Source organism: Nocardia concava NBRC 100430 (genome assembly GCF_000308815.1).
Lineage (GTDB): Bacteria > Actinomycetota > Actinomycetes > Mycobacteriales > Mycobacteriaceae > Nocardia > Nocardia concava.
The window spans coordinates 53,476-79,693 of the sequence record NZ_BAFX01000017.1 but is presented as its reverse complement, the minus strand read 5'-3'; the positions used below and the strand labels follow the sequence as shown (position 1 = coordinate 79,693).

Below are 26,218 nucleotides of genomic sequence, written 5' to 3'. Positions count from 1 at the left end.
CACACGCCATCAGTATCGATCCGATGGTCGGAGACCTGGCGGGTGAGACCGCCCGCCTGCGCGCGGCCGGTGCGATCACCCGGATCGAGCTGCTCGGCGTCCCCGCCTGGACCGTCACCGATCACACCGTCGCCCGCCAATTGCTCACCGACACACGGCTTGTCAAGGACATCAACGCCTGGAAGCTGTGGACCGACGGCGTGGTCACCCGCCAGTGGCCGCTGATCGGCATGATCGACGCGGGCCGCTCCATGTTCACCGTCGACGGTCCCGAGCACCGCCGCCTGCGCATCAAGACCACCCAGGCGCTGACCCCGCGCCGCCTGGAAGAGCTGCGCCCCAATATCGAACGGCTCACCAAGGAACTGCTCGACGATCTGGACGAGGCGGGCGTCGACGGCGCGCCCGTGGACCTCAAGGCGGTCTTCGCCTATCCGCTGCCCATGCGGGTGATCTCCGAGCTCATGGGTGTCCCGCGCAGCGATCACGCCATGCTGCTGGACTGGTACAAGAAGTTCTTCTCCATGGTGACCCCGCAGGACGAGCGGCTGCGGATCATCGGGGACATGGACGTCTATTTCACCGAGATGGTCCGCCGCAAGACCGCCGAGCCCGGCGACGATCTCACCAGCGCGCTCATCCTGGCCGACGAGGGCGGCGAGCCGCTCACCGAGGAGGAGGTGGTCGGCAATCTCAAGGCGCTGGTCGCCGCCGGGCACGAGACCACGGTCAGCCTGATCCTGAATGCGGTGCGCGCCTTGCTGACTCGCCCCGAGCAGCTGGCCCGGGTGCGCGCCGAGGAGGTGGAGTGGAAGCAGGTGATCGAGGAGACGCTGCGCTGGGACGGCCCGGTCACGCACCTGCTCATGCGCTTCGCCACCGAGGACATCACCGTCGGCGACACGGTGATCGAGCAGGGTGCGGGCGTGGTCATGTCCTACCGCGCCATCGGCCGCGACACCGCGGTCTTCGGCGAGGATGCCGACGAGTTCGACATCACCCGTCCGACCGCGCACCGCAATATCTCCTTCGGCTACGGCCCGCACATCTGCCCCGGCGCGGCGCTGGCCCGGCTCGAGGCATCCATCGGCCTGCCCGCCCTGTTCGACCGTTTCCCGGGCCTGAGTCTGGCGACCCCGGTAGAGGAGATCGTGAATCTTCCGGTCATGACCCAGAACGACATCGCCGGAATGCCGGTACATCTGGTCTGATCGCGGCGAGCCGCTCATGCGGTCGACCGGCAACTGCTGGCAAACTCTGGCGGGTGACGACCAAGGGAGTGCTGTTGTCGGCGACCGCGTGCGCGGTCCTGCTGATCACGGGGTGCGGGGGAAGCAATGATTCGTCCGAGTCGAAGGGCGCGCCGAGCACGCCGCGCGATCAGCTGGTGCTGAGCGAGTCCGAATTCCCGGCGGGCGCCCGGAAAATGGATGTGCCGCAGGAGAAGCTGCAGTCGAGCCTGGCGGATATGGAAGGCATCATGGCGGGCGCGACCGTCACCCCGGACCAATGCCGGTCGCCGCAGGTCGATCTGGCGGCCGCCGCCAAGCACGTGCTGGCCAGTTCGTCCTTCGCGCTCGCGACCTCCGAGGACATGACCAGCTATGTCGACTATGTCGCCAACGAGGTCATGGACCTCACGGCCCTGGCCGACAACCACGCGAAATGCCCCGAGGTGACGGTCACCTCGACGGCCAATGGCGACAAGATCGTGACCACCACCAAGCTGGAGAAGCTGACCGTCCCGTCGGCGATCTCCGGCACCGGCGCGATCGCCTACCGCTCCACGGCCACCAGTCAGCTCGGCGACGACAAGCCGATCACGCAGACCACCTACGAGGGGTACGCGACGCTGCGCGGCATGACCGTCGGGGTGCGCGCGTCCGCCTTCTCCGAGACGCCGGACCAGCCGGTGTTCGACACCTTCTTCACGACCGCCGTGCAGAAGGTCCAGAACGCCAAGTAAATCCGGAGCAACCTACCCCGGGCAATTCACACTGAACCGAAACTGATACGTTTGAAACCGGTCGCGGTTCAGGTGCACGGGGAAAGGGTTGGCGCAGCAATGTCAGGGCAACACAGGCGGTCCGTTTCGAATCCGGCTCTGCGGCGGGTGCTGATCCTGGTGGCCGTTCCATTGAGCCTGGCGCTGGCCATGATGATCGGCGTCGCGTTGGGGACCCTGCTGGGCGTCTACGCCCCGGGCTCGCTGCCCCTGCCGAACTGACCCTCAGCCGTGGAAGCCGAGGCGGCGTGAGATCGCCCCGGCGGAAGCCACCGCCTCCTGCGCGACTTCCGAAAACCGTTCGGCCGGAAGACGATACGTCGGTCCGGAGACGCTCAACGCGGCGATGATCCGCCCGTCGCTGTCGCGAATCGGCGCGGACACCGCATTGAGCCCGATCTCCAATTCCTCCTCGCACGAGGCCCAGCCCTGCTCCCGGATGGTCCGCAACTGCGCCCGCAGCACCGCGAGATCGGTAATGGTGTTGGGCGCGAACGATTCCAGCCGCTTGCGTAGCCGGGACCGCAGATCGGCGTCCGGCAGCTCGGCCAGCAGCACCTTCCCGCTGGAGGTGGCATGCACCGGGCAACTCTGCCCGACCCAGGTGCGCAGGGCGATGCCCGCCGACCCGACGGCCTCGGCGACATTGATGATGCGGTCGTTGTCGAGAATGGCGATATTCGTGGTCTCGCCCACGCGCGCGGCCAGTTCATCGCAGATGTCCTGGCTCTGCCGCGGCAGATCCATGTGCGCGCTGGTGGATCCGGCCAGCCGCACCACCGTGAACCCGAGCCGGTACTTCCCGCGCTCGGAGAGCTGCTCGACGTACCCGCGCGCCTCGAGCACCGCCATCAGCCGCGACACCGTGGATTTGTGCACGCCGAGTTCGGCCGCGATCTCGGTGATCCCGGCCGAACCCAGCTTGGCCACGATTTCCAGTGCGGTCAGCGCCCGATCCACCGACTGGACGGGGATGCCGGACTCCGGTTGTTTCGCCATAACACATCCAGTCTATGCGGCACAGGCCTTTCCGCAGGCCGGTGATCAGGGCACGGCGGCCCGGACCAGGTCGGCGCACTTCTCGCCCATGGCCATGATGGTGATATTGGGATTCACCGCGGGCAGTTTGGGCATGGCCGAGGCGTCCACCACGCGCAGCCCGCGCACACCCTTGACCCGGAGTTCGGGGTCCAGCACCGCCATCGAATCGTCGAGCGCGCCCATGCGGGCGGTCGCGGCCGGGTGGTAGACGGTGTTGTGGGTGCGGTGCATGTACTCGATCAGCTCGTCGTCACTCACCGCATCCGGACCCGGGGCCAATTCCCTTGCCACCCAGTCGGATAGCGGCGACTGCTCCGCGATGCGACGGGCCAACCGGATGCCGTGCAGCATGACCCGCTCGTCGTGCCCGTCCGGATCGCTGAAGTACCGCGGATCCACCCGCGGCTTGTCCCGGAAGTCCCGGGACCGCAGCCGCACGGTGCCGCGCGAATGCCCTTGCGTCACATTGGGTGTGAGGCAGAAGCCGTTCTCGGTGGTCGGATATCCCCAGCGCACGGTGTTCATATCGAACGGCACGCTGCCGTAGTGCATCATCAGATCCGGTTGGGTCAGGCCGGGTTCGGTGGTGGTGAACAGGCCGATCTCCCACCATTGGGTGGAGCTGGTGACCATGGGCCGCGTGGATTCCCAGAACACCAGGCCCTCGACGTGGTCGTCGAGGTTGGAGCCGACGCCCGGCGAATCGACGCGAACCGGAATCCCCATGTCCCGCAAATGATCCGCGGGACCGATCCCCGAGAGCATGAGCAGCTTGGGCGTATCGATCGCACCCGTGCTGATGATCACCTCCCGCCGGGCCGTCACCGTATCGAATCCGGTCAGATCCGGCCGCCGATACCGAGCCCCGGTCGCCTTGTTCGTCTCGTCGAAAACGATCTCACTGACCCAGCACCCGGTGCGAACCTCCAGATTCGCCCGCTCCCCCATGATCGGATGCAGATACGCGTGCGACGACGACATCCGCACGTTGTCCGCATCCGCATTGATCTGGAACCATCCCGCGCCGTTGGCCACGGTCGCGCCGCGATTGAACTGCACCGTCGGCAGTCCCACCGCGGCGGCCGCCGTCAGCACCGCGTCCCCGCACGGATCCTTGGGCGGGATGTCCCGGATCTCCACGGTCCGTTCGAGTTTCGGCAGATACGGCAGCAGCCCGTCGGGTCCCCAGCCGGTCGCGCCCATGGCCTCCCATTCCGCCAGCCCCTCAGCCGGCGGATGGAACGCGATGCACGAGTTGTGCGAGGAGCACCCGCCCAGCACCTTGGCCCGCGCGTGGCGCAGGAAGCTGTTGCCGCTGGCCTGCGGTTCGACCGGATAGTCCCAGTCGTAACCGGATTCGAGCAGCAGCATCCAGTCCTCGAGCCGGAGGATGGCTTGATCACCGACATCGGACGGCCCGGCCTCGATCAGGCAGACGGTGACCGAGGGGTCCTCGCTGAGCCGGGCGGCCACTACGCATCCGGCCGAACCGCCGCCGACTATGACGTAGTCGAAGGTGTCGCTCATGTCGCGGGCACCTCCGCGGCGTGGGAGGCGAGGATGCCGATCACGCGAGTTCCCCTGGCCCAGTACCAGATCAGGCCGACCAAAGCGATGGCGCCGATGTAGATGAACGCGCCCCAGGTGTTGTACCAGGGCCCGCCGTAGACGGCTGTGCGCGGCCAGGCCAGGTTGATGGCCATCCCGAGCCCCCACACCACGGCGACGATGTTCACCGGCAGTCCCCAGCGGCCCATCGAGAAGTAGCCCTCGGCCGCAAGCTCCTCGGGCCGCCAGCCGCCCTTGATCCGCTGCCACAGCATGGGCGCGGTGACCAGCAGGTACGCCAGGTAGATCATGATCACCGCGATGGATGTCAGCACCGTGAACACCTGCGGCTGACCGATATTGACCACCAGGATGAGCACCGACAGCACCCCGATCACGATGGCCGGAATGACCGGCGCGCTGTGCTTCACGCTCAGCTTGGCCAGCTTCTCCCCGAACGGCAGCGCGTTGTCGCGGGCCATGGCGAAGGTGAGCCGGATGGCGGCGGTGTGCACGGCCAGCGCGCACACGGTCACCGCGATCACGATGCAGACCAGGAACACCTTGCCCAGCCAGCCCCACATCACCTGCTCGACGATGTACTGCAGGCCGCCGTCGGCGGTACCCAGCTTCTCGTCGCCCAGGTTCGGCGCGGACATGACCGCGAACACCAGGATCGCGCCGCCGATCACGAAGGATGCCAACAGGGCTCGCAGAATCGCCTTGGGCGCGGTGCGTCGCGGTTCGACGGTCTCCTCGCCGAGCGAGCTGGCGGTGTCGAAGCCGTACATGACGTACCCGGAGGCCAGCGAGGCGACCAGGAAGGCGCTCAGATAGCCGCCGCTCTGCCCGGCACCGTAGCCATTGGTGGAGAAGAACACGCTCGGCCCGCGGGTAACGTGCACGCCGAGAATGATCGCGATGAGAACGGCAGCGATGAGTTCGATGAAGACGCCGGCACTGTTGATCATGGCCATGAGCCGCACGCCGAAGGCATTGACGACGGTCGTGAAGACAATGAGCACCGTGCCGAGAATGACGGCGTTGGTCGCGTAATCCTTACTGCCGGTACCGTCTCCGATTATCTGGAATCCGCTCCAGAGTTTCGGCAGATTCAGCTGATACGCGAGCACCACGGCCGACAGCGTGACGATCGACGCGGTGAGCATGAGCCAACCCGCCGACCAGCCCACCGCCCGGCTGCCGAGTTTCTTGGCCCAGTTGTAGACCGAGCCCGCGACGGGATACTTCGCGGACAATTCCATGAAGCACAGGGCGACGGCGAGCTGCCCCACGAAGACCAGCGGCCAGGACCACAGGTAGCCGGGCCCGGCGGTGCCGTAACCGAAATAGAACATCTGGAAGGTGCCGGTGAGGATGGAGATATAGCTGACGCCGGCGGCGAAACTCGAGAATTTCCCGATACTGCGGCTCAGGGATTCCTTGTAGCCGAATTCCGCCATGCCGTGGTCATGGGTCGGGGCGCTGGTTGGTGCGGGGGGACGGGTGGTCGTCATGACGGCCCAACTTTCGAAAATGAACGCTAAAACCTTATTCAGTTGTGGGTGTGAACCAGCCGCCGACCGCGGGTGCGGTGTTGTGCCAGATGTGTTTGGTCTCTTGGTATTCCGCCAGGCCACTGGGGCCGAGTTCGCGGCCGATGCCGGAGCGGCCGAAGCCGCCCCATTCCGCGGCGGGGGTGTAGTAGCCGAAGTCGTTGAGCCAGACGGTGCCGTGGCGCAGGGCGCGGGCGAAGCGTTCGGCACGGGCGGTGTCGGCGGTGCGGACGCCGGCGGCCAGGCCGTAGGCGGTGTCGTTGGCGAGCATCAGGGCCTGGGCATCCGTGGTGAAGCGTTCAACGGTCAGAATGGGGCCGAAGGTCTCTTCCTGGACGATGCGCATGTCACGATGACAGTGGTCGAAAATGGTTGGGAGGTAGTAGCTTCCGGCTGCGAGCGCGGGATCGTCGGGCCGTTTGCCGCCGGTCACGAGCCGCGCGCCGCCAGCAATTCCCAGCGCCACATACGCTTCCACTTTCGCGCGATGCGTTTCGGATACGAGTGGACCGGTCTCGCTACTGGGATCAAGTCCGGGCCCGACGCGTATCTTGCGCGCGCGTTCCGCCAACGCCGTCACGAAGTCATCGGCGATCGACTCGTGGACGATCAATCTCGTTCCCGCCGAACAGACTTGGCCCGAGTGCAGGAACGCCCCGGTCAATACCGCGTCCACCGCACTGTCGAAATCCGCGTCCGGGAACACGATGTGCGGATTCTTCCCACCGAGTTCTAACGCCACCCTGGTGATATGCCTGGCGGCATTGCTCGCGATCGCCTCGCCGGTCGCCGCCCCGCCCGTGAACGAGATCAGATCCACGTCCGGCGTGTCGGTGAGCGCGGAACCCACTGTGGCCCCGCTGCTCTGGATCAGATTGACCACACCCGCGGGTACGCCCGCCCGGTCGATCAGCCGGACCAGTGCGATGGTGCTCAGCGGCGTGACCTCGCTGGGCTTGGCCACCATGGTGCATCCGGCCGCCAGGGCGGGCGCGATCTTCCACGACATCTGCAGCAGCGGATAGTTCCAGGGTGCGATGAGCGCGCAGACGCCGATGGGCTGGCGCACGACGCGGCTGATCACGGCCGGGTTGCCGGTGTCGACGAGTCGGTCCGCGCCGGTCGCGGCCAGTTGCGCGTAGTACCGGAACACCGCCGCCACGTCATCGACGTCGATGTAGCTCTCGCGCAGGGTCTTTCCGGTGTCGAGGGTCTCGATCCGGGCCAGATGATCTCGCTCGGCATCGAGCAGCTCGGCGATCCGCATCAGGTACCCGACCCGTTCGGCCACCGTCGTCTCCGGCCATCCGCCGGTGTCGAACGCGGCCCGCGCCGCCGCGACCGCCGCCACCGCATCGGCCCGATCCGCCTCGTCCACGGTCGCGATGACCGTCCCGTCGGCCGGATTCAAAATTTCCCGAGTGCCACCGCCCAGCGCATTGACCCATTTACCGTCGATGTAAAGGTTAGGCGGACAACAGAGTTCGTCCTCGCTCAACATTGCGGATCCTCGATCCGTCCCTTGGCCCAGGCATGAAACTCAGCGATATGGTGCTCGGCCGGAACCAGTACCCCGCCCTTCCGATAAGCCCGCGAGGACATGGCCGGCTGGGTGCGTTCGCAGGCCGCGAAATCCTGTTCGTTCACCCGATGGAACAGTTCCACGGAATGATCGAGCACACCGCCGGATTGGATGACATCGGGCGCGTAGAGCCAATCGCATTCGACGACGGTGCGGTCGTGCGCCATCGGGTACATGCGATGGAAGATGACGTGGTCAGGGACCAGGTTCACGAAGACGGTGGGCTTGATGGTGACGGCGAAGTACTTGCGGTCCTGCTCGGGCGCCAGGCCCGGCAAAGCCTCGAACCCGGCCCGGCCGTCCACGGTGAAGCCGTCGACCCGCTCCCCGAATTCGGCACCGTGCCCGACGTAGTATTGCGCCGCATAGCCTTTCGCGAATTCGGGAAGCACCTCGACCAGTTCCGGGTGGATGGTCGCGCAGTGGTAGCACTCCATGAAGTTCTCGACGATCAGCTTCCAGTTGGCGGCCACGTCGTAGACGACGCGTTTGCCGACGGCAAGCCGTTCCATGCCGTAGTGGTCGATGGCGGCCGGATCGCCCAGCCGCCCGGTGACCGCGCCCATGACATCGGTCTCGAACGAGGGCGGCTCGTCGGCCAGGCACACCCAGGCATATCCGAGCCATTCCCGCAGCGCGACCGGAACCAGGCCGTACGCCTCGCGATCAATCGGCGCACCCGAATCATCCCGCAGCGTAGCCATATTCGGCGCCGCGACCAGCTTGCCGTCGAGCGCGTAGGTCCACGCGTGATACGGGCACCGCAGCGTACGCCGCACCTGGCCCTCGTTCTCGGTGCAGATCAGCGCGCCACGGTGGCGGCACACGTTCAGGAAGGCGCGCAGCTCGCCGTCATGCCCGCGTACCACGAGCACGCTTTCCCGGCCGACCTGTACGCGACGGAAGGCTCCCGGATCGGCCAGGTCTCCGGCACGTGCGGCGCAGAACCACATCTTCTCGAAGATGTGTTCTTGCTCTTTGGTGAAAATCGCCGGGTCGCAGTAGTACTCGCCGCCGAGGGTGGGGATCAATGCCGAACTCACAGGGATACCAGCCTTTGCGGGGCGAACAGGTCGATGGGGTGGCGGGTGGTGCCGGTGGTCGCCAGCTCGGCCAGGATCTCGCCGACCACCGGCACGAATTTGAAGCCGTGCCCGGAGAACCCGCAGGCCACGGTGACCGCGGTGTGCGCCGGATGCTGGGCGATGACGAAATGCTGGTCGGCGGTATTGGAGTACATGCAGGTGGCGGTATCGATGGCCCGGCCGACCAGGGCGGGCAGCAATTCGCGCACCCGCGTGCGCATTTCGGTGATCTCCTCGGGATGCACCTGGCGATCGATGGTCTCGGGCGTGCAGCGGATGCCCTTGCGGAAGAAGGCGGTCTTCACCCCGCCGTCCTGGCCGTCGATGGCGGGGAAGCCGTATATCTGTGCGCCGGAATCGTTTTCGGCGATGTAGATCGGATCGCCTTCGAACCTGCGGCTCCCGACGACCGGATCGAACCAGTACATGACCTGGCGTTCGATCTCGATCTCGACGCCCAGATCGGCGAGCAGTTCCGGGGCCCAGGCACCGGGGCAGATCACCAGGCGGCCCGCCGAGTAGGTACCCGAGGCGGTGGTGACGGTGACGCCCGAACCCGAGTCGCGCCACGATTCGACCGTCTCGCCATACCGCAGGGTCGCACCGTGCGCGGCAGCCAGATCCAAATGAGCCGCCACCGTCCGCTCCGGCCGGGCGAATCCAGCCATGTCCTCGTAGAGCCCGACGAAATGCGGCTCCGGCGTGAAATTCGGGAACCTGGCTCGGATTTCGCTCGCATCCAGCAGATCGTGCGGCAGCGACCATTCGCGGCTGGCGCGGATACTGCCCGCGACGGTCAGACTCTCCGGCGGACCCACGTACAGCCCGCCGGTCAGCCGGTAAACCTCGTCCCCGGAATCCTTGGCCAGCTGTTCCCACAGCTCGTAGGACCGCAGCAGCAACGGCACATAGGCCGGATCCTCGAAATACGACTGCCGGATGATGCGCGACCCGCCGTGACTGGACCCGCGATCATGAGCGGGCGTGAAGCGTTCCAGGCCCAGCACCCGTTGCCCGCCACGGGCCAGGTGATACGCGGCCGCACTTCCCATGCCGCCCAGGCCGATGACTATGACGTCGTAGGTTTCGGTCATGACGGTTACCTCCGAATCCGTGCCATCTCGGGATCGACCACCGGCTCGGTACGTACCCGGCCGGTGAATCGTTCTGTCAGATAGGAGATTTCGACTTCATCGCCGGGTCCGACCGGGGCTGGGAGCCAGGCGTAGCAGAGGGTCCGCCCGACGGTGGCGGAATAGCCCGCGCTGGTGACGTACCCGGCGACCTCGCCATTGACGAAAACCGGTTCCTTGCCGAGCACCACGGCGGCCGGGTCATCCAGCATCACCGTGCGCAGCACCCGGCCGGGCGGCTCGGCCGATTCGAGCACCTTCTTGCCGAGAAACTCCGGCTTGCTCATCCGGACGGCGAATCCGAGCCCGGCGGCCTCGGGAGTGTGCTCTGTGGTCATATCGGTCCCCCAGGACCGATAGCCCTTCTCGATCCGCAGGCTGTTGAAGGCAATGCGCCCGGCAGCGATGACCCGGTGTTCGCGACCGGCCTCCCACAGCAGATCCCACAGTGCCGCACCATGTTCCGCGCTCGTGTAGATCTCCCAGCCGAGTTCACCGACGTATGAGACCCGCATCATGGTGACCGGGATGCTGCCGAGATAAGTCCGCTTGGCCTTGAAGTAACCGAAGCCCTTGTGCGACAGATTATCCGGACACACCGGCTGAACCATCTCCCGCGCGCTCGGCCCCCACACGCCGACACAGCAGGTGCCGCCGGTGATATCGCGCAGGGCGACGCTCCCGTCGCCGGGCAGGTGGCGGGTGAACCAGTCGAAGTCGAGCGGGCCGTTCGCGCCTACTTGGAAGAGGTTCTCCTCCAGCCGGGCAACGGTCAGATCACTACGCACGCCCCCATTGGCGTCCAGCAGGAGCGTGTACGTAACCGACCCGGGTTTCTTCGCCACATCGTTCGTGGTCAGCTCCTGCAAGAACGCCGCCGCTCCCGCCCCCGACACCTCGTAGCGCGTCAACGGCGTCATATCGAACATTGCGACATGCGTTCGCGTCCACGCGGCTTCGGCAATCGAGATAGGCGAGTAGAAGGCCCCCGACCAGCTGTCCCGCTCCGGAAAGGCCACACCCTGCGCGGCCACCTCGTCCATCAACGGCGCATTGGCCTCGTACCAGGCCGGCCGCTCCCACAGCGCGCCCTCGTAGAAGAACGCCCCCAGCTCCCGCTGCCGCGCATGAAACGGACTCGTCCGGACATCCCGTGGCTCACTGCGGTACTGGTGCGGATGGATGATGTCGTACACCTCGACGAACGCCTGCACGCTGGTGCGCCGAATGAACTCCGGACTGCGCGCCGCCTCCTCGAACCGGTACAGATCCGCCTCGTGCAGGTCGATATCGGTGCTGCCGTCGACGATCCACCGCGCCACCGCCCGTGCCACGCCCGCCGAATGGGTCACCCAGACGGCCTCGGCCACCCAGAATCCGGCCAGGTCGCGATGCTCGCCGAGGATGGGGAAACCGTCGGGGGTGAAGGAGAAGATGCCGTCGAAAGCTTCATCAATGGCGGTGTCGCCGAGTGCGGGCAGTAGCTCCAGGCTCGCGGCCCAGGCCGGTTCGAATTCGGCAGGCGTGAACGGCAGCATCGACGGCATCGCCTCACCGGCCGTATCACGCAGCAGGTTCTCCATATCGACGGGACGCGGTGTGTGCCCGTAATACCCGATCCCGATGCGGTCGCCGAAGGTCCGGTAGTACAGATCCGCGTCCTGATGCCGAAGAATGGGCAGCCGCTCATCGCCATCGAGCGCAGGCACCGCCCCGGTCTTGACGAACTGGTGCGCCATCGGCACCAGCGGCACCGTAAGCCCCACGCCCCGACCCAATTCCGCACCCCAGAATCCGGCCGCACTCACCACGATATCGGCGGGCAACTCCTGCCCGTCCCGCGTCCGCACCCCGGTGACCCGCCCGTGCGCCGAAAGCACCTCGACCACTTCGCAATACCCGATGAACCGCGCCCCACGATCCGCCGCGGCATCGGCCTGCCGCTCGGCGGCCCGCACGGCCGCGGCCAAACCATCGGTGGGAGTGTGCAATCCGCCGAGTATCCGGTCCGCATCGAGCATGGGATGCAGCTCCACGCATGCCGCAGGATCCAGAATCTCCGCCTCGATCCCCCAGGCTTGCGCCCACCCGCGCCGCCGATGCAGCTCGGTCCAGCGTTCCGGCGTGGTCGCCACCTCCAGCCCGCCGACGGTGTCGAACGCATCCAGCGCACCGAACTTCTCCACGGTGTACCGCGCCAGCTCCGCCATGGTCTTCGACGAGTTGGTCTGGAACACCAAACCCGGTGCGTGCGAAGTGGATCCGCCGGTCCGGAACAACGGACCGCGATCCAGCACGGTGACCTCGGTCCACCCGAGCCGGGTGATTTCGTCGGCCAGGGCGGTACCCACGATTCCCGCACCGATGATGACGACTCGCGGCTGCATACCGAGCCTCCAGAGTGTTGCGTATTGCGCACCATGTGCCGTAATACGCAACTATGCTCCGCCGGGCGGAGACACCTGTCAACCGGAATGGAATTATTCGTATTCCGTTTGTTTCCCGAGGATTTCACACAGGTAAGGCCCGGCAGCACACCACGCGCTACCGGGCCTGGACCGCCCCGACGGAACCGCTCAGGGCCGCATGCCGGACTCCGCCCAGCGCCGGAACACCTCGACCTTCTCGGCCGACCAGGCACCGTCGCACGGCATGGTCCCGGCATTCAGCCGGTCGAGGATCTCGGCGGCATGCTTGGTGACATCGTCGAGGGACCACAGATCGAAGACGAAGCTCATCGACCGCTGATCCTTTTCCCGGAACAGGGGTTTGATGTGCGCGGCGAAGCCCACCGACTCGTCGAGTCCCGGCAGCACCGGCTCGGCAGACTCGTCAGCCTGCTTCGACTCGTACGTCGGCGGCCCGAGCGGACCCCAATCCCAGTCCGGTGGCGCACCATCGGCGACCGATGCCCATTCCGCGAAAGCCGCCAGCGCGGAACGGAATTCACGATCTATCGGCAGCCCGCTCTCCGTAGCTGCCCGTAAACACAACTGCACCCAGCGCTCGCGCTGCTCCTCGGTGAGAATCGGCCGCGCCACCGATGGCTCGGTTTCCCGGGGTGCCCCGAACGCCACCGCCATCCACTCGGCCTCCCGTCGCGCCCGATCCGCATCGGCATCGCCGAACACCGCCGCCAGCATAGGATCGTCGGGAATCAACTTCTCGTAGAGCAGCGCCGTCATCCGATTCAACGCCGGATAGCCACCCGCCCACTCGAACAGCGTCGGCTCCTGCCCCGGCGCGAGCTCCGGATGCTGGAACCCGACATACCAATGCATTCCGCTGCAGAACGGCTTGTTCCGAGACTGCCCGCAACGACACAGCGCATAGTGCTCGGCCGACGCCCCTTGCGCCCGCTCGACCTCGCTCCCGTCGGCTCCGGCCAGCGGAATCCCGCCCCGAACCCGGTACGGCCCATCCTTGGTCACCTCGATCACGGGTTCGCGCGTGCCACTCCAATCGGTCAGCTCCCGAGCCTCGATCCCGTCGAAGGCCATGCCGAGCGCTCCCGACGGGCAGGCTCGCACGGCCCGCACGATCTCGTCCATGCGTCCGCCGTTGGGTGCGACGAAAGGCTCTGTCCCGGCGCGGAATACCGTCGCGAGCCGGTCGGTGCACAGCCCGGAATGCTGGCAGATGCCACGATTGTCGAACACGGTGATCTGCTCGCCCGGATAGCTATCGCGCTGGTCGGCCACCCGCTCCGGATCCTTCGCCTCATTGAATCCGATCCGCGTATGACTGCCATCGCACAGCGGCTTGAGCGCCGACGCACCGCACCGGCAAAGAGCGGCCGTCGGACCGATCTCGAGCGGCAGGCCGAGATGGTCGATCAGGGCGGCGTTCGTAACCAGGTACGGACCGTTCTTGGCCGCGCGAATAGATCGCGGCAGATCCGCCTGCAAATGCACGAATTCCGCACGCAGCCGGGCACGTTCGCCCGGCGGCCTGACCGCGCACGCAAGATCCTGCAACGCGGCGGTGGCTTCGGTGAGTTCGGGCGATCCGGCGTTCCCGCGTAATTGAGTGGCCGCGACCGCCAGCGCCCAGAGCTGATCGGGAAGGCTCCAATCGGGCCGGGGATCAAAGGCCTTCTCCGGTTCGGCCGCCGCCTCGGGTGGTGCCGAGCCGTTGGGCCCCGCCACCGCCCCCGCGGCCCCGAGCCCCCGCCGCACCAGGGCTTCCGACAACGGCCGTAAGACGCTGTCGGCCAACCGGGGCAGCACACTCGCCGGTGCGGGCTGCCGCGTCACCGCGTACGCCGCGTCGAACAACTCGGCCAGCTCCCCACCACCCGCGATCCCGCTCACCCGGCTCGCGAACTCGTCGGCCCGCTGCCGCGCCGCGGCCTGTACCGCCGGATCGATCCCCAAGATCTCGGCCCGGGCGTGCGCGTTCCAGCTGGGAAAGTGCGCGGCCAGCGTCGCCTGAATATCCGCGAACGCCTTGCCAACCGGCCCCAGCCGCTCCGCCACCGATGCCGGGAGATCGGCCCGAATATCGTCGGCCAGCACCACCGCTTCGCCGAGCCGCTCGGCAAGCAGCGTCCACGCCGCTTCGCGATGCGGCATCAAATAGTCGGTCTCGTAGAACAATTCGAAGCTCGGCCCCACTGTCCGTCCGGGATGGTCCGGCCCGGCAGGCAGGGTAGTGATCAACTCCCCCAACGGCCTGATGATCCCGAACATGAGCGAGACCGTCGCATCGGCCAGCGTCTGCAACTGCGCGTCGGTTTCCTCGGTATGCGCGAAGAACCGCTCGAAGATCTGCAGCAGGATCTCGTAGCCAACGTTGAAAAGGTCGGTGACCCGCGCGGTATCGGGATCACTGATCAACGGCACCGGGATATCCCGTTCGGGCGCACGAACATTCGCCGCCAGCACGGGTCGCACCGGATCGAACTCGGGATTCGCCGCGAGAGCCTGCTCGTACTCGTCGAGAATCTTGACGAACTGCCCGAAATGAGCGTCCCGCCAATCCCCCCGAGCCCCCTCCCCCTGCTCCAGAATGGTGTCGATGGCCAGCCTGGCCGACGCCACATCCGTCACCGCCACCAATTCCGGCCACCGGAAATACTTTTCGGTAGCCTGCGCCCGCCGCGGCCCGACGAACAACCACCGCTCGCCGTATTTGTCGGCCAGATGCTGAATCCCGTTCTCGATGGACCGGTACAGATGCCCGACCGTCGCGAAATCCTGCAGCCGAGGCACGATCTCGCCCTGCTCCATATGCGCCGCCGCCCGCCCGACATTCACGATCCCCTCGGCGTCGGCGAGGTCCATCCCCTCCGGCCGCTCCAGAAACATGAAGTGCCGCAAGGCCTGTTCCCCGAACGGCAGCAACGCCAACTGCACCCCCGCCGGATAGTGCGCCGCCGGCAACGGCAGATTCGGCCGCGACATGTGCGGTGCGGCCCCGATGGCGGACAGCAGATTGTGCACCAGCGACAGATGCAGCATCTCCTGAGTAGCCACGTGCGACACCAGCTTCCGCCAGCGCGTGACCTTCTCCAGCTCGTCCGCGCTGAGTCCCTCGTCCGCGGAGGTCTTGAGCGAGAACGCCGCGAACAGGTACTGGCACATGATGCCGTGCTCGAGCTCGGCGGCCTGACAGAGCATGTAGATGAGCGCCTCACGGTGCTCGATCACGAACGGCGCCTCCGGGGCCGCCAGCCCGCCGCGCGCCGCGATTGTTCGGGCCAGAGCGCCCTGACCGCTGAGGGGAGGTGGGGTTTCCATGGGTCACCGCCGTAACGAAGTCGTCCGGAGTCCATCATCGCCCCGAAATCAGTGCGTCGACGAGTGTTTCGCTGCCCGAGAAACCGTTAATCCCGAGACCGAGTAGCCGGACCGCCCGACCACGCTGATGTATTGCGACACGCTCATCGGTGCGGGCAGCCCTGTTACCTTCAACAATGCGGTACCTCAAGGCAAGGAGCATGCCATGGGCATCATCACGATGATCATCATCGGCCTCATAGCGGGCGCGATCGCCCGCCTCCTGGTCCCCGGCAAGGAGGACTTCGGCATCATCTGGACCATCGTCCTCGGCATCGTCGGCGGCTATGTCGGCGGCACCCTCGGCAGCCTCGTCTTCTCCCCCCACCACTTCGAACTCCAACCACCGGTGAAGCACGCCTTCATCGGCGCCATCATCGGAGCGATCATCATCCTCGTCATCTACAAGTGGATCAGAGCCCGAGTCTGACCCACCCCACGCACCACAAGGGCGGAGCCGCTGACCAGCGACTCCGCCCTAGGTGTGTCGGCGGTCTTGCACGCGATGAGGGTCCGCACAATTCCCGCCAACACGACGCCGGTCCCACGGCGTCCTCAGCCGCAGGTGGTCCGCGGCCGGAGTTCGGTTTCTACGTACCTACTAAGTAGATACGTAGAACATACCCGACACCCGTACGATCGCACAACCACCACACCCACCTGCGAATTTCGCGTCGACGTGTCGTGGAAAGAGAAGAAAAGACAAAAGATGCCAGGAGGAGGGAGAGAGGCTGGCCGGGTTGGGCACCTCGGCGGGGGCCCCAGCCTCCTCGAGGCTCGGGCGCGCAGCGGCCCGGGGAACAACACTCAAAAACGCCCGCCGCGTGTCCGATTCGCCCGGTTGCTGTCATCGAGCGGCACATTTTGGAGGCGGGATTAGGGAGGAACCGGACAAACACCCTCCAGGATGTGCCGCTCGGCGAACGGGGAGCCGGGCGAGGGGATGACGGGGAGGGGTTTCGGGTCTTCGTCCCTTTGGTTTTGTCCCTTTGGGTTTGTCCTGGAAGGTGATCCGTGCAGTCCGTGGGCCGGGATCGCCGGGTGACGGCTCCCAACCCGGCGTCAGCGAAAGTCCGGTAGGGCAGGCGACGCAACCACACTGCCTGGCGCATGTCAGAGCGAGCAATCCGATCGGCAGTGATCCGCGCGAGGAGTCTTCCCCCGGGTTACCTGGCCTCACGCCGCTGAATCACATGTTGCGGCCACGGGTCCGCCAGTACGCCTTGCGCTGAGAAGGCGTGCAGTACACGTGCATCATCTCCATCAGGCCGTCGATCACCGGCCCCGCATCGATGAACGGGGAAATGGTTTCCGCATCGGGGACACCGGCGGCGGTGACCGGTGGCACGGGTTCTGTCGGGAACAGGAATGGTGTGCCTTCGGGGGTGGTGGTGATCGAATCGCCGGTGGGCGTGGTCCATTGCACCTCCCGATCCGGGAGATGATCGACCTTCCAACCGTTGCGGTGATTGTCGGCGAGGGTCTTGAGCCGGTGATGGCGTCGACACCGCGCACCCAGATTATGTTCGCTGGTGCGACCACCGTTGTCGGGATTGTCGTGGTCGAAGCGGTCTTGGTGGTCGAGGTCGGTGTCGGCGGCGGGCACCTGGCAGCCCGGGGCGCGGCAGATGCCATCGAGAGCACGCACCCGGGCGGCAACCCGGGCGGTGGGCCGGTAGGTCAATTCCTTGACCCCACTGCCCTTCTCCGCCGCGACGAGAACGGCAGCGCCGGATGCGGCAGCGCCGGAAGCGGCAGCGCCGGAAGCGGCGGCGTCGAGAGCAGCAGCGCCAGACGCGGCAGCGCCGGAGACGACGGTATCGGAAGCGTCGGCGGCCAGAGCGGCAGTGCTGGGAGCTGCGGTGTCGCTGTCGGTGATGATTTGGAAGCGGGCGTAGCGCGCGATCTGACGCGCGAGATCGGCGTCGATCGCACCGAAACCAGCCAGCAGCGCCGGGTTGTCCTGCAGCCCCGCAAGCGTTTCCGCTGACACACCCACCTGCACCAACGCCTTACGCGCCACCGGAGCAACCGCATCGAAGGGGGCACGCGGGCAGTCCTCGCGACCACACTGACAGGTGAGACGGCCGGTGCCATCGGCGAGGGCCACCAAAGCGTCTGCGCGGCGCTGGTTCTGGGTACGCGGATCCTCGCTGCACACCTGAGTGCAGGCCATCTCCCGCAACTTCTCGAACAGGGTGCGCCCACCGACAGCAGGCAGGACCGCGTCCACGACGGTGGTGCCGTTGTCGGCCGCATTGACGCTCACATAGCGTCCGGCCTCGGCGTCCTTGCGACGCTTCGCTTGACCTTCGGGGTCGGCCTCGGTGATCCAGCGGCGCGCGGTACGCCGAACCCGCTGCGGGTCCGCGTTTTCCGCATACGCGGCAATCTTCGGCTCCAACTCCGTGAGCAGATCCTCGGGCACGTTGGTCAGCGTTTCGCGGATCGCGCGCACCTGCGCCAGGTCGATACGCCCGGCAGCGAAGGCTCGCGCCGTGGTCGGGTAGCGGTGCTCAAGGTCCAGCCCGATATTGATCAGGTTATCCGCGGAACGCTGCGACATCTTCAACGCGACACCGATTTCGGTGGCCGCGCTCTCCCCCGCGTACAGCTGCCCGACCCCCACCTCGAGCTGCTGCGCACGCCGGGCCTCGTACAGCCGTGTCATCAACGCCGTTTCTTCGGCCTGCAGCGCAGCTATCCGTGAGTGCACAACGCGAAGCTGTTCCACCACCTCGAAGGTGTTGGCCCAGTCATCAGCGAATTCACCCATACCATCGATCATAGTTTCGAATCCCGCGACACGACACCATGATCGAAGCAACACACCCTGTAAATTCCCAGCTATCCAGGGACATTCGCCCCCGAATCCCCATAATCCGAATCACACACCAATTCGATGCATTACAGCACACTTTGCCCACCGCGTTTTGTCCGTGAAAGCTTTTACTGCGCACCCGAATTCATCCCTCAGTAGGAGCAGGAATATGGTCGAAACCCCGTTCGCCGCTCAATCCGACATCGAGATTCCACCGAGCACCACGCTCATGGACCTCATCGACCAGCGGGTCGCGGCGCACGGGGACGACGTCGTGTACCGGTACGCCGACTATTCGCGAGCAGTCGACGGCGAATACCGCGAGCTGACCTGGTCGGCATTCCAGCTGCGCGTGTACGCGGTAGCGGCGCGTATCCAGCAGGTCGGCGCTCCCGGTGACCGCGTCGCGGTGCTGTGCCCGCACGGATTGGATTACGTCGTCTCGTTTTTCGCGGCGATCGCGGCAGGCACCATCGCGGTACCACTGTTCACACCCGACGAGCCCGGCCACACCGATCGCCTGCACGCGGTCCTCGCCGACAGCACCCCCACGGTGATCCTGACGACAGTCGCCGCAGCGGCCGGAGTACGCGACTTCTACGGCCGTCGCCCGGGCGTGACTCGCCCCCGGATCATCGCCGTCGACGCGGTCCCCGACACCCTGGAAACGCGCTGGCGGCGACCGGAAAGCACCGCCGATTCCATTGCGTACCTGCAATACACGTCCGGCTCGACCCGCACCCCCGCCGGTGTGGAAATCACCCACCGCGCCGTCGCCACCAACCTGCTGCAACTGTGCGACGCCCTGGGCCTCGACGCCGACTGCCGAGGCGTGAGCTGGCTCCCGCTGTTCCACGACATGGGATTGCTCTGCGCCATCCTCCCGATGATGTGCGGCCGCTACCTGACCCTGCTGTCGCCGAGCGCCTTCATCCGCCGCCCCTACCGGTGGATCAAGGAACTAGCCGCAACGGACGGCGACCGCGGAATCTTCTCCGCGGCACCGAATTTCGCCTTCGAGTACGCGGCCGCCCGTGGACGTCCCCCGGCCGGTGCGCAACCGGATCTGTCGAAGGTGATCGGCCTGATCAACGGCAGCGAGCCAGTGACGGTGCCCGCCATGCGCAAATTCACCGAGGCGTTCGCGCCGTTCGGCCTGCCGGACAACGCCATCAAGCCCTGCTACGGCATGGCCGAGGCCACCGTCTTCGTCTCCGCCACCCAGGCCGAGGTCGCGCCGCAGGTCGTGCACGTGGACCGCGATCGACTCAATGCCGGTCGCATGGTGCGAGTAGCCTCCGAGCGGGAAAACGCTGTGGCACAGGTCAGTTGCGGCCACCTGGCACGCTCCCAGTGGGCGGTCATCGCCGATCCCGACACCGGCCGCGAACGCCCCGACGGCACCGTCGGCGAAATCTGGCTGCACGGCGACAATCTCGGCATCGGCTACTGGAATCGACCGCACGAGACCGTGAAGACCTTCCGAAACAGGCTGGTGCACAGGCTGGTCCGCGACAGTCACGCCGACGGCGTCGCGACCGACGCACAGTGGCTGCGCACCGGCGATTTCGGCGCTTATTTCGGCGGGCAGCTGTACGTCACCGGCCGCGTCAAGGACCTGGTGATCATCGACGGCCGCAACCACTACCCGCAGGACCTCGAAGGCACCGCCCAGGAAGCCAGTACGGCCCTGCGGCCCGGCTATGTCGCGGCCTTCTCGGCTCCGGATCCCCAGAACGGCTCCGACCGTCTGGTCATCGTGGCCGAACGTGCCGCGGGCATCGGCAAACTCGATCCGGACCTGGTCGCGTCCCTGGTCCGTGGCGCGCTCTCCCGCCGCCACGGCGTCCTCGTGCACGATCTACTGCTCGTGCCGGCCGGAACCATCCCCCGCACCTCCAGCGGCAAGATCGCCCGGCGCGCCTGCCGCGCGGCCTACCTGGACGGCACCCTCGCCCGGATGTCCCACCACGTCTGACTATCCGACCAGCCGCGCGGTCGTCCGGTAGGCGGCCGGGGTCATGCCCGTCTCGATGCGAAAGGCGCGATAGAACTGCCGCTCGGTGGCAAAGCCGCTGGCGTGAGCGACCGCTACCACCGGCAGATCCTTTCGCGCGGTGAGCAATCCGCAAGCGAGCTCGACTCGCATGCGGCGCAGCAGTGTCGCGGGTCCGTCCTCGAATTGATCGAGCAGGCGGTACAGCGTCCGGCGCGAGACGCCGCAACCGGCGGCGATGCCGTCGACCGAGAGCCCGCTGTCGGTGCAGTGACGGCGCATGAACTCCATCACGCGGCGGCGGGTCAGGGTTTCGGCGGCCTCTCCCGTGACCGCACGACCGGCGGTCAGCGTGATCGCCGAGGCGAGCAGGTCGACCGCCGAAGCGGCCAGCAAGGCAGCCTGTTCGGGCTTGGTGTTCTGCAGCACGGCCAGATCCCGCAGGTAACCGGCCACCAATCCGGCCGGGCTGCCGGTTGCCACCGTGACCGCGGTCGGTATGTCGCTCCCGGTAAGGCCCGCGCGGTCACGCAGGCGAGTCGAGGTGACCTGGACCGAGGCCATCTCCCAATCGCCCTCGAATTCCCAGTGATACGGCCGGGTGCTGTCGTAGAAGACCATCTCGCCCGGGCCGACCTCGGCGACCCGGCCGTCCTGGTGCAGCCAGCCGCGGCCGGACATCTGGATGGTGGTGTGCAGCAGTTCGATGTCGGTGCGGGAGATGAGGCTCTTGGTCCGATGCACCTGCTGGCGGCTCGCACCCAGGGTGGACAGCTCGCAATCCTTGTACTTGCCCAGGGCGATCCAGCCGCTGAATTCTCCCTCGCCGCTGGGTGAGACCGCCAGCGGGACATAGGCCTCGCTCAGCCCCGCCTCCCAGCGCTCGAACACGTGCGTCGAGCGTTCCCCCTCCGCTGCGCGGATATCGATCCGCTGAACCCCCGACAAACCAACCACTCCGAACTCAAGATCAAGATCAAAACTATGTACCCCAGTGTGTCACGGCGGCACAAAGCCGCAGGATACGGACATCGGTGAGATCGGCGCAGAGTAGACGAGACGGATCACGCCGCGGACGTCTCGGCTATGGAGTCGGCCTGACGGCGGGCCGAATCGGCGAGGGCGGCCCAGTGATCGGCCTGGCGGCGGGCGAGTTCGGCGATAAGTGCGGCGGAATGCGGGGAGAGGTCCTCGGACACCGCCGACCAGACCGCCGGGTCCCAGGGCAGCGACTCGAATGCGAGTAGGAGTTGGCGGGCCGCCGCTGTGGCGGCGAGGGCCGGATCCGTGCGCAGTGCCTGCAGCGCGGGAGGCTGGTCCAGCCGGATGCGCCGGGGATTCACCGACCGCCGCTTCCGGACGCCCGCGATCGCCCGCTCGGACAGGCCGACAGCCTCGGCCAGCGTCCGATTGGACCACTCCGGGAAGAACGACATGGCCTGTTCGGCGGCGGCCCTGCGGTCGGCAGCGGACAACGGCAGGCCGTGGCCGCTGTTGAGCCGGACCGCCAGCAGCAGCACCTCGGCGTCATCGCCGTCGAAGTACACGGCGTCGATCCACTGCGCGCCCGCGGACTGGGCGGCACGGACCCGGTGCGCGCCATCGATGACGGTCATGGACGGGCGGTGCACGACGATCGGCGGTAGCGTTCCCGCGACCTCGGCCAGGGCGTCGATGTGGCGTGCGTTCTCCCCCGAGATCCGGACCAGGTTCTCGATACGCAAGCGGTCCAGGGGAATTCGCACCAGCTCGGCCTCGGCCAGTTCGGCGACGAGCGTGTGGGCGGGCGCCGGTATCGCACCGGGCCGCAGCAGGCGATCCGCGATTCGCCGCAGTAGCATGCCCATCAGGCGTACCGCGCCCGCGTGCCCTCGCCGCGGTCCGACCGCGGCACCGCTCGGTTCGAACATGACAGCCGCCCTCCCTCGTCGAGCAGCCCGAACTCCGGCCAATGCCAGCGCATTTCCGGTTCAGGGCCCATCATCGACGCGCCAGGCGGCATCACGGGGATGACCGGCAGGATTCCCGCTCGCGCGGGTGCGTACGGGCGGGAGTTTAGCGAGCGGGCGTTTCGGCGGGCAATCGAGCAAACTCCTTGCGCTGCCTCGCATCTCGGGTGAGGTTGGCGTGACCTGGAGCAGACGGTGTTATCGGATTATCGCGGTGTTAGATATGCGACAAACATTGCCGATGGTCTGTTTGCTGGCTAGTCGGGCTCGCGGATGGTGACCAGTGCGGCCGTGGTGTGCTGGTCCAGGGCCATGAGTACGGCGCGGGCGTGCACCGGTTTCCAGCCGCCGTCGAGGGAGCGCAGCCGCAGGTGTCCGGCGGTGCGCTGGTGAGCGAGGTTGCGGCTCATGGACTTCGCTGTCTCCAGATCCTCGGGGTGGATCTGCGGCTCGGGCTCGCCCGCGAGGGACTGCCAGGCGATCTCGGGCATGGCCGGGCCCATCCAGCGCAGCAGGCGCAGGGTGCGCAGATCGACGATGGCGCGGAACTCGCCCTCCTCGGCGGCGGCGTCGAGTACGCGATGTTCGAGGATCACCGGTGGTGGGGCGGCGCTGACGTCGGTGGCGTCACCGATGTCGTGGGTGACGCCGCGGAAGAAGACCTCGGATTGGCCTGCGGCATCGTGTTCTTCGAGCAGGCGGCAGGAGAAGTGGGCTGCGCGCAGTGCGCCGTCGTCGCGGCGGACTGTCCACACGGCCTGATGCTCGGTGCCGGGTGCCGAGCGGACGATCTTGGCCAGTGCGTCGGACTCGTCGGAGTTGGTGATGACTCGTGTGAACACACCCGCGATGGCGTGCTCGCGCGCCCGGTTCTCCGGTGCTACGCCGTAGAGGTCGAGCAGATCGTCCGAGCGTGTGGATTTCGACGTGGAGAGGTTGAAATACCACGCCCCCACTGGATCTCGCGGCGGAACCTGCTCGTCGACCGGTCCCGACCAGACCAGCACCGCATGCATCCGTTCCGGCGTGATCAGCAGCGGATGCGTCAGCGTCCGGCGCCGACCATCGCCGCTCACGATCTCGACCGGCTCCAGCGCGGCCTCCGTCGCCGCGATCGCACCCTTGATGGTCGCCAAGGTCTCACGCTGCCTGAATATCTGGCTCAGCGGCACGAATTTCCTTGGCGCACTGCCGAGTCCGATCACCGTGGGCTCGCCGCCGCCGAACGTCTCGATCAACAGCCACCGCGTACCGGCCATTCCGCATTCCCCTCGTCATCCCCTGATCATCAGCCGAATCAGCCTCTCGTACTGCCCACCCGCGAGCCGGGCGGCGACCTCGGCCAGGATCGCGTCAGGTCCTATGAGTACACGACTCTTCCCCCGCGCAACACCGTTCAGGATCACCCGCGCGGCCGCCCCCGGATCCGTCCGCGCCACAACCTTTTCGAACCGCTCCGCCGCCAACTCAGCATTCACCCCTGCAGCCGCCAACGCCGACCGCGCGATCCCCGTCCGCACTCCACCCGGAAACACACAGCTGACAGCGACATTCGCCTGCCCCCGCAACTCCGACCGCAGCGACTCGCTGAACCCCCGCACCGCGAACTTCGCCGCCGTATACGGCGCGGCCCCGCCGACCCCGATAAGCCCATACGCCGACGAAAGATTCGCGATCCGCCCCTGATCGGACTTCACCACATACGACAGGAAGGCCTTCGTACTGGCCACGGCCGCACCGAAATTCGCCCGCATCACGGCCTCGAAGTCCTCCGGCTCGGACTGCGCCACCCCGCCGTAGAACAACTTCCCCGCATTATTGATCAGCACATCCACACCCCCGAACCGCTCAACCACCTCCCCCGCAACCTCTTTCATCCGATCCGCGTCGGCCACATCGGCCACGATCCCCAGCGCCTCTGCGCCCCGAACCATCCCCACAGTCCCGTTGAGCGTCACCTCATCGATGTCCACCGCCACCACAGAGGCCCCCGCCTCGCCCAGCAAGAGGGCCATCTCCCTCCCGATCCCGGCCCCCGCGCCGGTAACCACAACAACCCGCTTCGCATAAAAACCAGAACTCATCCCCCGAGTCTGCCTACGCCCCTTCCCTTCTCGCGAGCCGAACTTCTGGCTTCAGAAGCCACGTACCCGGTCGGGCACGATGCGCAGCGGAATCGCGTAGTCGGCGAAGAACTGCTCCCTGGTCATCCCGATATCGACCAGCCCCTCGGTGTACTTCTCGACGAACGCGTCGAGCTCGGCCGCCGAGGCCCCAACCTCATCGACCACCGCCGTACCCGTGAACACAACGACATCGCCGCCGCTGTCGGAACTGTTGAAGTTCAACGAAACACGCGGATCGGCAGCAATATTGCGCAACTTGGGAGTCCCCGGCTGCGTGAACACCAGAAACGCCCCATCCGCCCACTGAAACCACACCGGATTGGGTTGCGGTGTGCCACTGGGACTCACAGTGGTCAACCAGATAACCGTCTCCTGCCCAAGCCGTTTGGCAACCTTGGCCCCGAAATCAGTGCTCGAGTCGATCAGAGGCGAAGAACTAGACATTCGATCTCCTTGTGGGATGTCGATCACACCGGTTCGCAGTACACCAACGCCTCCTCCTCCCCCACCATTCCTCCGTTTCCCCATCCCACCGCTGACCAGCTTCCCGCTCTCCACGAATTAGGGTAGCCTCACCTACTCGAGAGAGGAGAAGCAATGCGCGTCGTCATTCTGTTCGGGTCCGAGATGGGAACGTCAGAGGGAGTTGCCGACTGTCTGGCCGATGAGCTGTCCGCCCACGACGTATCGGTCTACGACATGCTCGACTTCGACCCGGGCGACCTCGATCCGGCCGACTTCCACATCATCGTCTGCTCAACCTACGGCGACGGCGAACTCCCCACCGGCGCCGAACCCTTCTTCACCTCGCTCGACGCCACCGCCCCCGACCTGACCGGCCTCCACTTCGCCCTCTTCGGCCTCGGCGACACCGTCTACGGCGACTCCTTCAACCGCGGCGGCGAACTAGCCGCCCAAAAACTAACCGCCCGCGGTGCCACCCAAGTAGGCCCCCACGCCCGCCACGACGCCTCAACCCCGATCCGCGCGAAAGACATGGCCCGCGAATGGGCCAAGACGCTGCCGATCCCCACCTTGGCCGCCGCGCGAGAGTGACCGCGGCAGAGTGGCAAGCGCAACTCAGCGATGCGAACATCGCTGGCTGTCCTCACCAACCAAGTTGGACCGATCTCTATGACGTGGGCGCGCCCGTCAGCGGTTTGACCCAGCGCGACCATTCGGGTTGGGGGGCATAGCCGTTGGCTTTCCAGGCGCTTTGTCCGAGATCGTTTCCGTCGAGGACCATTGCGTCTGCGCGGGTTCCGCCGAGATGGGCGAAACGCTCCTCCGCGGCTTGGATGAGAAGTCGCCCGATTCCGCTGCGGCGACGGTCGGGAGCGACGGCGAGGCGGTAGATGTGGCACCGCCAGCCGTCCCAGCCCGCGATCACCGTACCGACTAGTTCGGTTGTGGCGGTGACATCTTTGTCCAGGGCGAGGATCAGCGCCTCGGGGTCGCGGCGGATCAATGCCTCGATCGCGGCAGCCGAATCGGCCGGCCGATGCGAGTCCTCGGCCGCTGTGCTCCAGAATTCGAGAACAGCGGGAGCATCATCGATGGCAGCGGTACGGAAGACGATCTTGGACACGCGTGCAG

21 protein-coding genes are annotated in these 26,218 nt (G+C 66.5%); 6 read left to right on the top strand and 15 right to left on the bottom strand.

From position 1 onward, the window contains the following. Positions 1-23: 23 nt before the first annotated feature. From ON43_RS04755 to ON43_RS44615, 3 genes are all read left to right on the top strand, one after another. Positions 24-1,211, top strand: coding sequence for a cytochrome P450 family protein (locus ON43_RS04755; protein WP_083913160.1), 1,188 nt, complete (start codon positions 24-26; stop codon positions 1,209-1,211). A 53-nt stretch (positions 1,212-1,264) separates the two neighbouring features. After that, positions 1,265-1,966, top strand: a complete 702-nt coding sequence (locus ON43_RS04750; RefSeq protein ID WP_040803940.1) for a hypothetical protein — start codon at positions 1,265-1,267, stop codon at positions 1,964-1,966. Between the two features lie 99 nt (positions 1,967-2,065). After that, positions 2,066-2,227: a hypothetical protein gene (locus tag ON43_RS44615; protein WP_157513901.1), complete on the top strand. Its 162-nt coding sequence runs from the start codon at positions 2,066-2,068 to the stop codon at positions 2,225-2,227. Between the two features lie 3 nt (positions 2,228-2,230). Here ON43_RS44615 and ON43_RS04745 read toward each other — a convergent pair whose 3' ends face one another. The 8 genes from ON43_RS04745 to ON43_RS42140 all read right to left on the bottom strand — a co-directional run bounded on the left by ON43_RS04745 (position 2,231) and on the right by ON43_RS42140 (position 15,691). Continuing rightward, a complete protein-coding gene (locus tag ON43_RS04745) occupies positions 2,231-3,004 on the bottom strand; it encodes an IclR family transcriptional regulator (protein ID WP_040803938.1) in 774 nt (257 codons plus the stop codon). 45 nt (positions 3,005-3,049) lie between these two features. Then, positions 3,050-4,573: a GMC family oxidoreductase gene (locus ON43_RS04740; protein WP_040803936.1), complete on the bottom strand. Its 1,524-nt coding sequence runs from the start codon at positions 4,571-4,573 to the stop codon at positions 3,050-3,052. Beyond that, positions 4,570-6,111, bottom strand: a complete 1,542-nt coding sequence (locus ON43_RS04735; protein WP_040803933.1) for an APC family permease — start codon at positions 6,109-6,111, stop codon at positions 4,570-4,572. Before ON43_RS04735 ends, ON43_RS04740 begins: the two co-directional genes overlap by 4 nt. Before the next feature lie 34 nt (positions 6,112-6,145). After that, positions 6,146-7,651 (bottom strand): aldehyde dehydrogenase family protein, encoded by a 1,506-nt coding sequence (locus tag ON43_RS04730; protein WP_040803930.1) that lies wholly within the window; start codon positions 7,649-7,651, stop codon positions 6,146-6,148. Next, the gene (locus ON43_RS04725) at positions 7,645-8,781 is read right to left on the bottom strand and encodes an aromatic ring-hydroxylating oxygenase subunit alpha (RefSeq protein WP_040804089.1); all 1,137 of its coding nucleotides are present in this window, start codon (positions 8,779-8,781) and stop codon (positions 7,645-7,647) included. Before ON43_RS04725 ends, ON43_RS04730 begins: the two co-directional genes overlap by 7 nt. After that, positions 8,772-9,911: an N-methyl-L-tryptophan oxidase gene (gene solA, locus ON43_RS04720; protein ID WP_040803928.1), complete on the bottom strand. Its 1,140-nt coding sequence runs from the start codon at positions 9,909-9,911 to the stop codon at positions 8,772-8,774. Before solA ends, ON43_RS04725 begins: the two co-directional genes overlap by 10 nt. A 5-nt stretch (positions 9,912-9,916) precedes the next feature. Beyond that, positions 9,917-12,337: a GcvT family protein gene (locus tag ON43_RS04715; protein ID WP_040803925.1), complete on the bottom strand. Its 2,421-nt coding sequence runs from the start codon at positions 12,335-12,337 to the stop codon at positions 9,917-9,919. Positions 12,338-12,526: 189 nt separating this feature from the next. Beyond that, the gene (locus ON43_RS42140; protein ID WP_051177899.1) at positions 12,527-15,691 is read right to left on the bottom strand and encodes a ferritin-like domain-containing protein; all 3,165 of its coding nucleotides are present in this window, start codon (positions 15,689-15,691) and stop codon (positions 12,527-12,529) included. 205 nt (positions 15,692-15,896) lie between these two features. Here ON43_RS42140 and ON43_RS04705 point away from each other — a divergent pair, with 205 nt between their 5' ends. Continuing rightward, a complete protein-coding gene (locus ON43_RS04705; RefSeq protein WP_040804086.1) occupies positions 15,897-16,160 on the top strand; it encodes a GlsB/YeaQ/YmgE family stress response membrane protein in 264 nt (87 codons plus the stop codon). A 759-nt stretch (positions 16,161-16,919) separates the two neighbouring features. On the opposite strand, the gene ON43_RS04700 is transcribed toward ON43_RS04705, so the two are convergent. Beyond that, positions 16,920-18,506: an HNH endonuclease signature motif containing protein gene (locus ON43_RS04700; protein ID WP_167333410.1), complete on the bottom strand. Its 1,587-nt coding sequence runs from the start codon at positions 18,504-18,506 to the stop codon at positions 16,920-16,922. Between the two features lie 214 nt (positions 18,507-18,720). Between ON43_RS04700 and ON43_RS04695 the strand changes: the two genes are divergently transcribed. Continuing rightward, positions 18,721-20,529 (top strand): AMP-binding protein, encoded by a 1,809-nt coding sequence (locus ON43_RS04695; RefSeq protein WP_040803921.1) that lies wholly within the window; start codon positions 18,721-18,723, stop codon positions 20,527-20,529. On the opposite strand, the gene ON43_RS04690 is transcribed toward ON43_RS04695, so the two are convergent. From ON43_RS04690 to ON43_RS04670, 5 genes are all read right to left on the bottom strand, one after another. Further along, entirely contained in the window at positions 20,530-21,438 is a 909-nt protein-coding gene (locus tag ON43_RS04690) for a helix-turn-helix domain-containing protein (RefSeq protein ID WP_051177898.1), read from the bottom strand. Between the two features lie 173 nt (positions 21,439-21,611). Then, complete coding sequence (locus ON43_RS42135) at positions 21,612-22,457, bottom strand: ParB/RepB/Spo0J family partition protein (protein WP_051177897.1); 846 nt, start codon at positions 22,455-22,457, stop codon at positions 21,612-21,614. A 296-nt stretch (positions 22,458-22,753) separates the two neighbouring features. Continuing rightward, a complete protein-coding gene (locus ON43_RS04680) occupies positions 22,754-23,755 on the bottom strand; it encodes a GAF domain-containing protein (protein ID WP_040803919.1) in 1,002 nt (333 codons plus the stop codon). 15 nt (positions 23,756-23,770) lie between these two features. Further along, positions 23,771-24,580 (bottom strand): SDR family NAD(P)-dependent oxidoreductase, encoded by an 810-nt coding sequence (locus tag ON43_RS04675; RefSeq protein ID WP_040803917.1) that lies wholly within the window; start codon positions 24,578-24,580, stop codon positions 23,771-23,773. A gap of 51 nt (positions 24,581-24,631) precedes the next feature. After that, complete coding sequence (locus ON43_RS04670) at positions 24,632-25,066, bottom strand: TIGR03667 family PPOX class F420-dependent oxidoreductase (RefSeq protein ID WP_051177895.1); 435 nt, start codon at positions 25,064-25,066, stop codon at positions 24,632-24,634. A 153-nt stretch (positions 25,067-25,219) separates the two neighbouring features. On the opposite strand from ON43_RS04670, the gene ON43_RS04665 reads away from it, so the two are divergent. After that, positions 25,220-25,678: a flavodoxin domain-containing protein gene (locus ON43_RS04665; RefSeq protein WP_040803916.1), complete on the top strand. Its 459-nt coding sequence runs from the start codon at positions 25,220-25,222 to the stop codon at positions 25,676-25,678. Between the two features lie 76 nt (positions 25,679-25,754). Here the strand turns inward: ON43_RS04665 and ON43_RS04660 are convergent, their stop codons facing one another. After that, positions 25,755-26,210, bottom strand: a complete 456-nt coding sequence (locus ON43_RS04660) for a GNAT family N-acetyltransferase (protein ID WP_040803915.1) — start codon at positions 26,208-26,210, stop codon at positions 25,755-25,757. Between the last annotated feature and the right edge of the window lie 8 nt (positions 26,211-26,218).

What these genes read in the sequence shown, in the direction of transcription:
- ON43_RS04695 (WP_040803921.1), top strand. Translation starts at nt 18,721, where the DNA reads ATGGTCGAAACCCCGTTCGCCGCTCAATCCGACATCGAGATTCCACCG.
- ON43_RS04715 (WP_040803925.1), bottom strand. Translation starts at nt 12,337, where the DNA reads ATGCAGCCGCGAGTCGTCATCATCGGTGCGGGAATCGTGGGTACCGCC.
- ON43_RS04730 (WP_040803930.1), bottom strand. Translation starts at nt 7,651, where the DNA reads ATGTTGAGCGAGGACGAACTCTGTTGTCCGCCTAACCTTTACATCGAC.
- ON43_RS04705 (WP_040804086.1), top strand. Translation starts at nt 15,897, where the DNA reads ATGGGCATCATCACGATGATCATCATCGGCCTCATAGCGGGCGCGATC.
- solA (WP_040803928.1), bottom strand. Translation starts at nt 9,911, where the DNA reads ATGACCGAAACCTACGACGTCATAGTCATCGGCCTGGGCGGCATGGGA.
- ON43_RS04755 (WP_083913160.1), top strand. Translation starts at nt 24, where the DNA reads ATGGTCGGAGACCTGGCGGGTGAGACCGCCCGCCTGCGCGCGGCCGGT.
- ON43_RS04675 (WP_040803917.1), bottom strand. Translation starts at nt 24,580, where the DNA reads ATGAGTTCTGGTTTTTATGCGAAGCGGGTTGTTGTGGTTACCGGCGCG.
- ON43_RS04735 (WP_040803933.1), bottom strand. Translation starts at nt 6,111, where the DNA reads ATGACGACCACCCGTCCCCCCGCACCAACCAGCGCCCCGACCCATGAC.
- ON43_RS04740 (WP_040803936.1), bottom strand. Translation starts at nt 4,573, where the DNA reads ATGAGCGACACCTTCGACTACGTCATAGTCGGCGGCGGTTCGGCCGGA.
- ON43_RS04680 (WP_040803919.1), bottom strand. Translation starts at nt 23,755, where the DNA reads ATGGCCGGTACGCGGTGGCTGTTGATCGAGACGTTCGGCGGCGGCGAG.
- ON43_RS04700 (WP_167333410.1), bottom strand. Translation starts at nt 18,506, where the DNA reads ATGGGTGAATTCGCTGATGACTGGGCCAACACCTTCGAGGTGGTGGAA.
- ON43_RS42140 (WP_051177899.1), bottom strand. Translation starts at nt 15,691, where the DNA reads ATGGAAACCCCACCTCCCCTCAGCGGTCAGGGCGCTCTGGCCCGAACA.
- ON43_RS04670 (WP_051177895.1), bottom strand. Translation starts at nt 25,066, where the DNA reads ATGTCTAGTTCTTCGCCTCTGATCGACTCGAGCACTGATTTCGGGGCC.
- ON43_RS44615 (WP_157513901.1), top strand. Translation starts at nt 2,066, where the DNA reads ATGTCAGGGCAACACAGGCGGTCCGTTTCGAATCCGGCTCTGCGGCGG.
- ON43_RS42135 (WP_051177897.1), bottom strand. Translation starts at nt 22,457, where the DNA reads ATGTTCGAACCGAGCGGTGCCGCGGTCGGACCGCGGCGAGGGCACGCG.
- ON43_RS04665 (WP_040803916.1), top strand. Translation starts at nt 25,220, where the DNA reads ATGCGCGTCGTCATTCTGTTCGGGTCCGAGATGGGAACGTCAGAGGGA.
- ON43_RS04745 (WP_040803938.1), bottom strand. Translation starts at nt 3,004, where the DNA reads ATGGCGAAACAACCGGAGTCCGGCATCCCCGTCCAGTCGGTGGATCGG.